Below are 13,150 nucleotides of genomic sequence, written 5' to 3' on the forward strand. Positions count from 1 at the left end.
AATTTCTTTTCGAAATTCTCTGTGTTGGGGCCCCAGTATATGCATTTTATTTGCTACATAAAATGGTTCAAGTGATTTATTTTTCTTTCTCAATATTATCTAAAAAATACTGTTCTACATCTTTCCAGCTATTTACGCGTTCAAATCGATCATCATTAATATTATGCACTGCTGTAAACATAATCGGTGTACCAGTAAAAATTTCAAGCTGTCTAGGATTGTCATCTATTAAATAATCAGCTTTAACGATGTTTTTTCTACCACAAAAAACAAAATGCTGTGGATCTAAAAATGGAAAGAACTCTAGTAACCATTCATATTTATCACTAAATGATGTTGGTACATCCATTGCTGCTGTAGCAATATATACATCATAATGTTCAGTTAATTTTTTCACAACTTCTTGTGCATGCGGCATCACTTTAAGATGTCTGAAGAAGCCTGGTTCTCTCAATACTTCTGTAATTAATCCATCATGTTCAGGAATAACATGTTTAAGTTTTTGACCATTCAAAGCTTCCATTTTAATACCTAAATCCGCTCTAAAATTGACAGCATCAATGATTTCTCCTAATGTATCTGCCAATACTTCATCCATATCAATCGCGATTGATTTACGGGTCATTTTAATCTTCTCCTCAAAATATCAGTATTAATTCAGTATAGCAAAAAAGCAATTGATACAAAACAATATCATCTATTGTTGCTTTTTACACTGAATGCTCTCACCTCATCATTCACACCGCATTTTGGCACATATTCATACCATGTGGTGCCCTTTTCTATTCGTATTTAAAGTTTGATAAAACTTCTAACATTTTATCATTTTGTTCTTTAAAACCAATTGTAATTCTAACACCAGTTGGAAATGGTCGCGTAATACACCCTACATTTAAAAGTGCTTCATAAAGTTCATTTACCCGCTTTGTTTTTACAAATATAAAATTCGTTTGACTTGGTAAGAAATGCTCACTTTGAGGTAATTGATAAAATCTTTCGCGTTCAACACTATTTTTATGTGTTACCTCTTTTAAATATTGTTGATCTTCAAGTGCTGCAACTGCTGCGTATTCAGATATACGTGTCACATTAAATGGTGGTCTAATGATGTTCCATTTTTCAATCGCATGTTCACTTGCTACCACATATCCTACACGTAAACCCGCTAATCCATACGCCTTTGAAAATGTACGTAATAAGAATGCATTGTCATATTTTTGTTGCAAAGCAAGTGTATCCGGGTAGTCCTCTGCTGTCACAAATTCAAAATAAGCTTCATCTATGAGTACCGGAACATGTGATGGTACTTGAGATAAAAACGAATCTAAGCTCTCATGATTAAAATACGTACCTGTAGGATTATTTGGATTACATAACCATACCAATGACGTATCATCATTAACTTCTTTTAAAATACCTTCTAAGTCGAAGCCACCATCTTTTAAAGGTACCTGTATCACATTAGCTGATTCAACAATCGCATTGTGATAATATTGACCGAATGTCGCTTCACTTGTAACAATAGTATCCCCTGGCGTTAATACTGCTCTAGAAATCATTAATATAACTTCATCTAATCCCGCACCAAATAAAATGCGTGATTGATCTACATTTAAATGTTTACTAATCGCCGCTTTTAATGTCGGTGATCCTGTTTCAGGATAATAATATAACTCATCTAAGTGTGCTGATATCGCTTCTTTAACTTTAGGCGATGGTCCATACAAGTTTTCATTTGATGCAAGTTTATATAAATCTCCTTCAATGCCATACTTTTCTTTCAATGCCCTTGGAGATAAACCAGGCTGATATGCTGATAGTTGATTAAGTTGTTCTTTCATAATAAAAACAACCTCCTTAGAATTAACTGAAATTTTAAAAAACTTATATTCATTATATCGCTCTATGTTTCTAAAATGCAATGCTACTATTTTCACATATTACTAGCTTACATAGTATTTGACATGTCATATTTTATAATAATTATTGCATGCTTAAATTGAACATATGCATGTATTTAAATATAGCAACGCCACATAAGATATAATGGCGTGCCCCTCATCTTATGTGGCGTTGGTCGTTATTTGATTAACCCTTTTGCTTTTAAATAATCTTTCGCAACTGTATATGGGTCTTCATTTTTAACTGTTACTTTATAGTTCATCATTTGCATATCTTCATCAGATATTTTGTTTGCTAGTTTGTTTAACGGTTTCTTAATTTCTGGATGTTTCTTTAAAAAGCTTTCTTTAAATAATGGCGCTCCTTGATATGGTGGAAATACGTGCTTATCATCTTTTAACACAACCATATCATATTGTTTTAATTCAGCGTCAGTTGAATATGCATCTATTAAATTAATATTACCTTTATTGATCGCTTGATATCTCAACTTAGGTTCCATTGTACGTATGTTATCTAAATTTAAATTATAAGCCTTTTGAACAGCTTTGTAACCATCTGGACGATCATTAAATTCCAATGTAAATCCTGGTTTAAGTTGATCTTTAACCTTATTTAAATCACCAATTGTACGTATATTATGTTGTTTAGCAAAATCACGTTTTACAGCTAAAGCATACGTATTGTTATATTTCATTGGTTTTAACATCGTCATTTGATATTTCTTTTCAAGACTTTGCTTAGCTTGATCATATACTTTTTTCTCTTCTTTTGACTTCAATGGTTCTTTTGTTAATTCACCTAAAACTGTTCCAGTAAACTCTAAATACCCATCTATATCGTCAGATTTTAAAGCATTAAATAAAAATGCTGTTTTGCCCATACCATCTTTCACTTCTACAGTATTTTTGGTCTCTTCTTCTATTAAAATTTTATACATATTTGTAATAATCGAAGGCTCGGAGCCAAGCTTTCCAGCTAACGTAATTTTATCACCTTTTTGTGCAAACATAGGAATAGCGATGGCCAGTATAATAATCATCACTATAACACCTAACGTTATCAATAACTTTTTATATGACAATTTAGCCATAAATCTTAAAATTAAATCAAATATAATTGCCAATAAGGCTGCTGGAATTGCACCTAATAATATCAATGATGCATTGTTACGGTCTATACCTAATAAAATTAAATCACCTAGTCCGCCTGCACCAATTAATGCTGCTAGTGTTGCTGTACCTATAATTAATACCATAGCCGTTCTTACACCAGCCATTATAACAGGCATTGCTATCGGAAGTTCAACTTTAGTTAAACGTCTAAATGGTTTCATACCTATACCTTTAGCCGCTTCAATGAGTGATGGATCAACTTCTTTAATTCCAGTATACGTATTCCTTAAAATTGGTAACAACGCATACACTACAAGTGCAATAATTGCTGGCACACGACCGATACCAAATAAAGGAATCATTAAACCTAATAATGCCAACGATGGTATGGTTTGAAGAATTGCCGCAATATTCATTACGATTTCAGATATCGTTTTAGTCTTCGTCAATAAAATACCTAATGGTACCGCAATAGCAGTTGCAATCAATAATGCGATAAATGATATTTGAATATGTTCTATCATTGTCGAAAATAGTTGCCCCTTACGTTCACTCAATATGTCGAAAAAGTTAATCATGTTGAGCTACCTCCTTTTTCTGGGACAAATATTTGAAGATATCTTTCCTATCAATAACATATTGACCTACGCTATCTTCTTGCATGACAATGACACGCTCGCTCTCTGATAAATGTTGATACAATACTTCAATTTGTTGATTGTCATAAACAATTGGATAAGCACTCATAGATGTAACCTCATCGATTGGTTTCATTATACCCAAGTCACGGATAATTGCGTTCTCTTCAACACATGGCGCATCATCTTCTAAATGACTACCCATAAATTGTTTAACAAATTCACTTTGAGGATTATTTTTAAATCCTTCTGGTGTATCAATTTGTTCAATATGACCTTCATTCAAAAGACAAATCTTATCACCAAGTTTCATCGCCTCTTGAATATCATGTGTAACAAATATGATTGTCTTCTTAATTTTAGTTTGTAATTCAATTAAATCATCTTGAAGTTTTTCTCGGCTGATTGGGTCTAATGCACTAAACGGTTCATCCATTAAAATAACTGGTGGATCAGCTGCTAACGCACGTATAACTCCTACACGTTGTCGTTGTCCCCCTGACAATTCATCAGGTTTTCTGTTTTTATATTTTTCAGGTTCTAATCCAACCATTTCAAGTAATTCATCTACTCTTTTATCTATATCTTTTTCTTTCCACTTTTTCATTTGTGGCACTTGTGCTATATTTTCTTTGATTGTCATATGTGGGAATAATGCAATCTGCTGCAATACGTATCCAATATCCCAACGCATTTCGTATACTGGATAATCACTTATTGGTTTATCTTTAAAATAAATATAACCTTCACTTAAGTGAATGAGTCGATTAATCATTTTTAAGGTCGTAGTTTTTCCACAACCTGAAGGTCCAATTAGTACAAAAAATTCACCCTCATTAATATTGAAACTAATGTTATCGACAGCAACATGTTTGCCATAACGCTTAGTTACATTTTTAAACTTAATCACTTTGCCACCTCTTTTTTTCTCATAGCATAAAACCGAGATTATATGTATGTATTCCCTATTTAACCACGTTTATTACAATTTTCAAATTTAAATGATTTATCCTTGAACTTTTTTAACAAAATAATGAATAATAGGTAATCTCCAGTTAAGAAATAGTGTTATTTTACTTTGAATTCAAAAAACACCCAGTAAAACAAGTAATGTTTACTAGGTGCCTTCACTATACTTTGGCTTTATAATTTTGAATCGTTTCTAAAAATGCTGGACAATAATGTTTTAATTTGTAACTACCTACGCCATCAATATTAATCATATCTTGTTTCGAAGCAGGCTTACGTTTAGCAAATTCTTCTAACGTGTAATCAGAAAATATACTTACAGGTGCTATTGTTAATTTGTCACTTAACTTTTTACGAACTTCTACCAACTGACTGAATAATGCTCGGTCAACCCCTTCAACCGTATTTATAAATACTTTTTCAGTCGCTTTTTGCTTAAATGGTGTTGTGAATACTTCTACTTCATTACTGAGTAATTTTTTAATTGAAGTATCACACATTAATATTTCATCATTTTCATTTAAGAACCCTTTGAATCTTAATTCATCTATTAAGTGACTTAATTCTGATGTTGTGTAACCTTTCATTAAACCATGGGTTGAAATTTGGTCATAACCTTTATACTTAATATAATCTGTTGACTCTCCTCTTAACACTTGAATGATAACACTATAACTCTCTTGTTGTTTCATACGAGCGATGCAACTAATAATCATCTTAGCTTCTTGTGTCATATTATATGATTTATCTTGTTGAACACAATTACTACATTGTTCACATTCTTCCAATTTTTCATTCGGTTCAAAATAATGGACAATTGTTGCTTCTAAACATTTTTTTGTTTTTGTATATTGAATCATTTTAGTTAACTTTTCGCCCATTTTATCTTTATAGTCATCATCAGCTTGTGAGACTGTTATAAAATACTCGTGTAAATTGATATCGCGTTCGCTAAATAACAAAATACATTCACTCTTCAATCCGTCACGACCTGCACGTCCCGCTTCTTGATAATAAGATTCTAAATCTCCAGGCATATTATAATGTATAACAAAACGTACATTAGATTTATCAATACCCATACCAAAAGCATTTGTAGCAACAACTACTTTAACACGATCAAATAAGAAATCATTCTGCGCTTCTTCTCTTTCTTTATTGCTCAAACCTGCATGATATATAACACTTTCAATTTTCTGGCTTTCTAAGGCTTCTTGAAGCTCTTCAACTTGCTTACGTGTAGAACAATAAATAATACCTGCATCTTCATCGTGTGTTTTAATATAATCTAATATAAATTTTTGACGTTGATAAGTAGGATTTACTTTAAAAATTAAATTTCTACGCTTAGTACTCGTTTTAATTTGATCAGTTTGAGCGATATTTAACTTTTCTCTAATATCTTGCTGTACTTCAACCGTGGCAGTTGCTGTCAACGCTATTATTGTAAAATCTTGAGGTAATGTAAATACTTTAGAAATGACGTTTTGATAACTCGGTCTGAAATCATGTCCCCATTTAGATATACAATGCGCTTCATCAAACGCGACTAAATGAATCTTTATACGCTGAAGCATATTTAAAAAATATCGGTTTTCAAATCGTTCTGGTGCAACATACAAAAATTGAATTTCTCCATTTGATAATGCTTTTTCAATACGTTGTTGCTCTTTTTGAGTCAAACTACTATTTAAAAAAGCAGCTTGAATTCCCATCGCTTTTAATTGATCCACTTGATCTTTCATTAATGATATAAGTGGACTTATTACAATTGTTGTACCACCTAACAATAAACCTGGTACTTGATAGCATATAGACTTACCTCCACCAGTTGGTAAGACACCAAGCACATTACGATGGTCTAATACTTTGCTAATAATTTCTTCTTGTCCTGGTCGAAACGTTTCATACCCAAAGTAATGCGATAATGTTTGTTGCATCATAAATTGACCCCTTATTGTTGTTCTTTAATTTCTTCTAACTCACTCCATCTTGTGATGTCTAAATCATATTGAATTTCAAGTTGTTCTTTTTCTTCGTTTAATTCTTTAATTTTCCCATAATCTGCACTTGCCTCAATCATGAGCACATCAATTTCTTCCATTCTTACTTCCGCTTGTTCTATGCGTTTCATCAATTGTTCATATTCTAATTTTTCTTTATATGATAAACCATTTTTCTTACGTACAGTTGTAGAAGATTTAGATTGTTGCTTCAATGTGGATTTATTTTTATCTAATGATTTTTTATAACTTTCATAATCTTCAAAAGTTCCGATAATCTTTTCCATCTGACCATCATGAATAAACCAATATGACTGTGCAACTTTATTTAAGAAGTAACGATCATGGCTTACGGTAATCACTGTACCACCGAAAGTATGAATATAATCTTCAAGTATTGTTAAAGTCTCAGTATCTAAATCATTTGTCGGTTCATCTAACAACAGAACATTTGGCTGGTGTACGAGTAAACGTAATAAATACAAACGCTTTTGCTCTCCTCCAGATAATTTATAAACTTTTTTACCATGAGTTGCACTTGGAAATAAAAATCGTTCAAGAAGTTGTGTAATAGATACCGAGGTTCCATCTTTTTCTTTTGCGATCTCACTTTCTTCTCTTAAATAATCAATCATACGAATATCTCTATCCAGGGTCTCATCTGTTTGCTTAAAATAAGCTACTTTAACCGTCTGCCCAGTCTTCAATTTACCTTCGAATTGTTGGTCTTCTCCACTCAAAATATTTAAGAGTGTTGTTTTACCAGCTCCATTTGGCCCAACAACACCAATACGCTCACCTTTTTGAATAATTTCCGTCAGATGTTCAAATAATACTTTATCATTAATAGCCTTTGATAAGTCTTCTAATTCGAACACTTGCTTACCTAATCTTGAATAAGCAAGATTCAATTCACCTTTATCGTCTTTATATTGCTGGTTAACTTCATTTTCTAGGTCATTAAATCGATTAATTCTAGCTTGTTGCTTTGTAGTACGAGCCTTAGCGCCAGCCCTCATCCAAGCAAGTTCTTCCTTATATAAAGCTCGTTGTTTTTGTTGTTGCTTTTGAAGTGTTACTTCTCTTTCAGCGCGCATTTCAATATAAGATTCATAGTTACCAGGATATGACGCTAACTTACCTCTGTTTAGTTCAATAATTCTAGTGGAAACTTCATTTAAAAAATATCGATCATGGGTTACGAATAAAACTGTATGAGGATATTGCTTCACATAATTGATCAACCAGCTGATTGATTCGAAGTCTAAATGGTTCGTAGGTTCATCTAATAACAATAAATCTGGTTGTTCTATTAATGTTTTAGCAAGTACAACACGTTTTTGTTGTCCGCCGGATAATTCTTTAATGTATTTAGTAGTATCATGTATACCTAGTTTTGAGAGGATTGTTTTAATTTCAGCGTTATAGTCCCAAGCATCATGTTGATCCATAGCATCTTGCGCATCCATCATTCGCTTGAACAATTTATCACTTTGATCATCCGCATAAGCTTGTACTGCCTGCTCATATTGCTTGATGATACGTAAAGTTGTTGTATCAGAACTTAATACTGCATCAAAAACTGTCATATCTTCATTAAGGTCCTGTTTCTGAGACGAATATCGAATTCGATATTGATTTGGATGCATAACATTGGCTGTAAAATCATCATCAATACCACCAATTACTTTTAACAACGTACTTTTCCCTGTACCATTTATGCCTACCAAACCTATTTTTTCACCTTCTGAAATTGATAAATCTAGGTTATCGAATATAGTCTTATCGGCATAAGATTTATTTAAATGTTCAATTTTATATGCTTCCATACCCATCTTCCTTCTTCTGTTGAAATCTCTACGTACTTAAATCAGTTCTATACATTATACACCTTTTTGAAATCAAAAGAAATCGATACCGTTAAGTGTCATAATTTAATATTTTGTTGCTTCAACTATAAATAAAACTTGATAAGGCTTTGATGACTATGCTAATGATCTTTATAATATACCTTTTTATCAACACATATAATTTAAAAAATAATATAAAAGAACATAATAAAAACCCGGATTGATATTTTATCAATCCGAGTTCGTGTTTAAATATTATTTTTTAGAGTTTGCTTTAGGTCCTGTTTCATATTTATACTTCGAAGGATTTACCTTTTTGAAGTCTGGATTTTTGTAGAATCTAAACAAATCACCATTAAGCACGTTGTCACTCATTTCGAGATCCTTTTCAACTTGCTTTTTATTCTTTTCGAAATCAGCTGGTTGAGTAGTTATGAGTTCATTATTTTTATTAGAATAAATCTTACCATTAACATATTTATAATCTTTTGTTATAAAGTCACCATTTCTGAATGGAACTACTTGATTATGACCTTTAGAGAATAAATCAGTACCGAACATTAAATAGTTCTTCGTATCTATACCAGCCAAATGTAAAATTGTTGGCATTACATCGACTTGACCAGCATATTCATTATTGATACCACCAGATTTACCAGGGATTTTAATCCAGAAACCAGTTCTGTTTAAATCTGTAAATTTAGCTGGTGTGATTTTTTCACCTAATAGTTTTTCCATGGCATTGTTATGGTTTTCAGAGATACCATAGTGGTCACCATAAATCATAATCACTGAATTGTCATATAATCCTTTTTTCTTCAAGTCATTAATATATTCTTCTAATGCTTCGTCTAAATAACGTGCTGTTTGAATATAACCATCAACTGTTGCATCACCTGTGTTTGACTTCTCAATAGTTGCATCCTTTTCATCTAATGTGAATGGATAGTGGTTAGTCAATGTAATTAAATGAGAATAGAATGGTGATTTCATCTTAGCTTGATAATTAGCAGAATCTTTAAAGAAAATTTTGTCTTTCAAGCCTAAGTTTACAACGTTTTTATCTGACATGTCATAGTATGTTGCATCATAGAATTTATCGATACCAAAGTGTTTATATACTTGGTCTCTGTTCCAGAATGTTTTATAGTCACCGTGCATGACATCAGATTTGTAGCCTTGCTTTTGATCTAAAATTGCTGGTAATGACTGATACGTATTATCTCCTTTTAATGAAAAGGCAGAACCTTGCGGTAAACCGTATAAACTGTTATCCATTGTAAATTCAGAGTCAGATGTTTTACCTTGACCTGTTTGATGGAAAAAGTTAGGGAAGTATGTGAATTGCTCTTTCCCACTTGATAATTTGTTTAAAAACGGTGTTACTTCTTTACCATTAACCTTTTTATTAATTAAGAAGGTTTGGAAACTTTCTAAATGAATCTTAATAATATTTTTCTTCTTTGCCACCCCATAATATTCTGGGTTAGGCTCTGTTTGACGTTGTTTCGTATAATTTAATACTTTTGTTAAGTCATCTTCAGATGCTAACGCTTTTTGTTGATTATTTTCGATTGTTTTAACACCATCGTAAACTGTAAAGTTATAAGGTCCTAAATATTTCACTAAATATTTATGGTCAAATGTACGTGTTAATAATTCTGGTCTGTCAGTTTCAGCAAAAGCTAAGTTTAAGAAGAATAATGCTACTGAAGCCGCCATTACGACAGGAACAAATTTCTTACTAAATGCTTTTGTGTCTAACCATTTTGTTTTAAATATTAAAATGAATAAGTAAACTAACGTATCAATGAAATAAACAAAGTCATACCATTTGAATGATGCACTAACCGCACCACCCATAGATTCTACGTTACCTACTTGGTTTAAAGTACTAAACGTTAAAAAATCCGAGAAGAATCTAAAGTACACAACATTGGCATATAATAGGAACGTCAATAAGAAGCCGCCTATGAACATGAACCAAAATGCTTTTTTGCCTTTAAAGAATAGGAACACACTTAAAACCAGTGCTACTAAACTATAAGGATTCATCAATAATATTAAGTTTTGTACTAAACCTTTAACACCTAAAGAAAAATCAACATAATAAGAAAAATACGTCTTCAAGGTAATCGTTATTACGGTTAATAAGAAGAACGCAAAAAGACTAATTTTCTTTTTTTGTGAACTCATGATTCTTTCCCCCGTTATTTAGATAATAAATCTTGCGAAAGTACTTGAATAAATTAGATATTAACATTATGTAGTTAATTAATAAGTGCGTTTAAAAGTTAACATTGTCATAATTATAGTAATTACTTTCAGATTCAAGTTTATAATTTTCATTATTTGTAGCTTTCAACTTTGATTTAACAAGTATTTTGGGCTACAACTCATATTTGCTTGTGTAAGTCTCTTTATTTAATATTATCATTCAATTAACAAATTTAAAATTTGTAATCAAATTGTAATAATAAGCATAGCTCAATTAATAAATATAGAGTAATTTTAGTCAAAATTCAAGTAAAAACACACTTTATCTTTTCATTTTACTGTGAAACGAATTAATATATGATACATTTCGCAGATAAAACACAGTATTATTTCATTATACATTAGGAGGAAATTATTTGCATCGGACTCGAGTATGAGCTACGTACCAAATATTATTTCATCATTTCTAATTGCATTCTATATTCTATTCCATGGAATAATTGGTTTAACCAGTTACTATACTTAACGAGGTTCTTTTCAGCCGTTAAAATATCTATAAATTGAAATTTCAAACGTGATCCTTGCGGTTTTTGTGCTAATTTCGTTAAATGATAACTTGCGATTGTACCGATTTGCGGGTAGCTACCTAACGTATAATGATCATTTAATAAGATAATAGGTGTGCCATCACGCTTAATTTGTATCGTTCCTTTTTTGACAGTCTGATATGGTGGCATATCTTCATAAAAAGCTTTGATTTTTTCACCTTCAAGCATCATCCCCATGCGATTTGCTTTGCTCGTTACTTTATAATCATGTTTCACAAATCTTTGAATGGCATCTTCTTTAAAATCTTCAGTACCTTTATTTTTAACGACATGAAATACATCAGACATATAATTAAATGACAAGGCGTATCCATCAATACCCCAATCTGTTTGTTTCGTGTGAGCAAGGTTTTCAAATAACTTATGATGACGAGCTGTATAATCTCTCTTAAGCTTTATTTCATCGCCATCTTGTAATGTTCTTCCTTTAAACCCACCTATTTTTACATTAAAGTCGGTTGAATTAGATCCTAACCATGCATCTAATTCAAATCCACCTCCCACAGCTAAATACACTCGCGATGTATAACTTGTTTCTCTAAACTTTAAAACATCGCCTTTATCTAACAAATACAATTTATATGGAGATATAGTCATATGCTCAGTGTAAGCTTTTACATTACCTCCTGCTAATGCAATCAGTGTAGGTTCTGTAAAATGAATCGTCGCCATTTTATTAGTCATTTCCAAAGTTGCTTCATTCTTGTCATTTGCAACTAATCGATTAGCAATTTCATGTGCTAAAGTATCAAGTGCACCACATGGAATTACACCATCATGTTCATATCCCCTTCTACCAAAGTCCTGAAAGCTACTGAATAAGCCACTTTTTTCAATTATGATTGACATCTTTAAACGCTCCTACTTCTAATTCATTTTCATTGATAGGTCTAAATTTAATATTATCGCCTAACTTTAAGCGTGCGAAATCTGATTCTTTCGGATTAAAAAGTGATAATGGTGTATAACCAATAACTAACCAATCATTAATTGTATCCGTAGTTACAATACCGCATTTTTTCCCTTCAAGTACTACAGAACCAGCCGGAATGAATTTTTTCTGTTTACTCGTGTGATTAATATACAATTTCTTATTTAATCCAGTTAAATAAGGAAACCCAGGTGAATATCCCATCATCGAAACAAAATATTGCGCCTTAGAATGTAATTCAATAAATGTTTCTAGCTTGATTTTGTAATGTTTTAAAAGTGATTCTAAATCTGGACCATATTTCGAACCATAAACAATTGGTATTTCAATCAAATCTTGCTGGTTAAAATCATGTTTTATGTTTAAATGAATCGATTCTATTAGTGCTTTCATGTATAAAAAAGGTGATTGTATATTATGGTGTTTAATCATATCCCTTGCGTCATAGACAATCATCATGTCTGATTCTGATGGCACAATTTCTATAATAAATGGATAATTTTGTTCAATTAAATATGAGCGAAGTGTTAATAAATCTTCGGTTAAACTTTTAGATACTTCTTTTTCAATTGCGACTACAATGGCTTGGTCACCTTGACTATATATTTTCATTTGTACACCTCTTCAATATTTGGTTACTTTACTTTACTTTGATTTTTAATTATAGAATCGATTGAATAGTTCATTTTACCTACTCACTTAATTTACTGGTGATACATTAAATCCATTGCTCGCACAACAAAAGGCATGAGTTCGCGAATTAATGCGTATACTAGGATAAAGCTTATAACAGTAGTAATTGTTGCTATCAAACGAACAACATATATTCTATTTTCAGATAGCAATCGATTCACAAATCGATAATTTACGTATACAAGAATTAACAACAGCACAATATAAACAATAATCATATTTGG

The 13,150-nt window shown here is 31.6% G+C and carries 10 protein-coding genes; all 10 read right to left on the reverse strand.

Annotation, left to right across the window (positions count from 1 at the left end; translation table 11 throughout):
- Positions 1 to 76: 76 nt before the first annotated feature.
- The 10 genes from HMPREF2658_RS09375 to HMPREF2658_RS09425 all read right to left on the reverse strand — a co-directional run bounded on the left by HMPREF2658_RS09375 (position 77) and on the right by HMPREF2658_RS09425 (position 13,144).
- A complete protein-coding gene (locus HMPREF2658_RS09375; RefSeq protein WP_000197263.1) occupies positions 77 to 625 on the reverse strand; it encodes a 5' nucleotidase, NT5C type in 549 nt (182 codons plus the stop codon).
- 157 nt (positions 626 to 782) lie between these two features.
- On the reverse strand, positions 783 to 1,841 hold the full coding sequence (hisC, locus tag HMPREF2658_RS09380) for a histidinol-phosphate transaminase (RefSeq protein WP_000663021.1): 1,059 nt from the start codon (positions 1,839 to 1,841) through the stop codon (positions 783 to 785).
- Between the two features lie 239 nt (positions 1,842 to 2,080).
- Positions 2,081 to 3,595, reverse strand: coding sequence for an ABC transporter permease/substrate-binding protein (locus HMPREF2658_RS09385; protein ID WP_000606781.1), 1,515 nt, complete (start codon positions 3,593 to 3,595; stop codon positions 2,081 to 2,083).
- Entirely contained in the window at positions 3,588 to 4,565 is a 978-nt protein-coding gene (locus tag HMPREF2658_RS09390; protein WP_000589263.1) for an ABC transporter ATP-binding protein, read from the reverse strand. Before HMPREF2658_RS09390 ends, HMPREF2658_RS09385 begins: the two co-directional genes overlap by 8 nt.
- A 220-nt stretch (positions 4,566 to 4,785) precedes the next feature.
- On the reverse strand, positions 4,786 to 6,567 hold the full coding sequence (gene recQ, locus HMPREF2658_RS09395; RefSeq protein WP_000983676.1) for a DNA helicase RecQ: 1,782 nt from the start codon (positions 6,565 to 6,567) through the stop codon (positions 4,786 to 4,788).
- A gap of 11 nt (positions 6,568 to 6,578) precedes the next feature.
- Positions 6,579 to 8,462: an ABC-F family ATP-binding cassette domain-containing protein gene (locus tag HMPREF2658_RS09400; protein WP_000525111.1), complete on the reverse strand. Its 1,884-nt coding sequence runs from the start codon at positions 8,460 to 8,462 to the stop codon at positions 6,579 to 6,581.
- Positions 8,463 to 8,732: 270 nt separating this feature from the next.
- Positions 8,733 to 10,673 carry a polyglycerol-phosphate lipoteichoic acid synthase LtaS gene (ltaS, locus tag HMPREF2658_RS09410; protein ID WP_000098285.1) on the reverse strand — a complete coding sequence of 647 codons (1,941 nt, stop codon included), beginning with the start codon at positions 10,671 to 10,673 and terminating at the stop codon, positions 8,733 to 8,735.
- A gap of 473 nt (positions 10,674 to 11,146) precedes the next feature.
- Complete coding sequence (locus tag HMPREF2658_RS09415) at positions 11,147 to 12,151, reverse strand: 5-oxoprolinase subunit C family protein (protein ID WP_054194602.1); 1,005 nt, start codon at positions 12,149 to 12,151, stop codon at positions 11,147 to 11,149.
- Positions 12,135 to 12,845, reverse strand: a complete 711-nt coding sequence (locus HMPREF2658_RS09420; protein ID WP_000708692.1) for a 5-oxoprolinase subunit B family protein — start codon at positions 12,843 to 12,845, stop codon at positions 12,135 to 12,137. The genes HMPREF2658_RS09415 and HMPREF2658_RS09420 overlap by 17 nt, the downstream gene beginning before the upstream one ends.
- 92 nt (positions 12,846 to 12,937) lie before the next feature.
- The gene (locus HMPREF2658_RS09425; protein WP_016528696.1) at positions 12,938 to 13,144 is read right to left on the reverse strand and encodes a hypothetical protein; all 207 of its coding nucleotides are present in this window, start codon (positions 13,142 to 13,144) and stop codon (positions 12,938 to 12,940) included.
- Positions 13,145 to 13,150 lie beyond the last annotated feature (6 nt).

This window comes from Staphylococcus sp. HMSC062H10 (genome assembly GCF_001836945.1).
GTDB classification, from domain to species: domain Bacteria; phylum Bacillota; class Bacilli; order Staphylococcales; family Staphylococcaceae; genus Staphylococcus; species Staphylococcus aureus.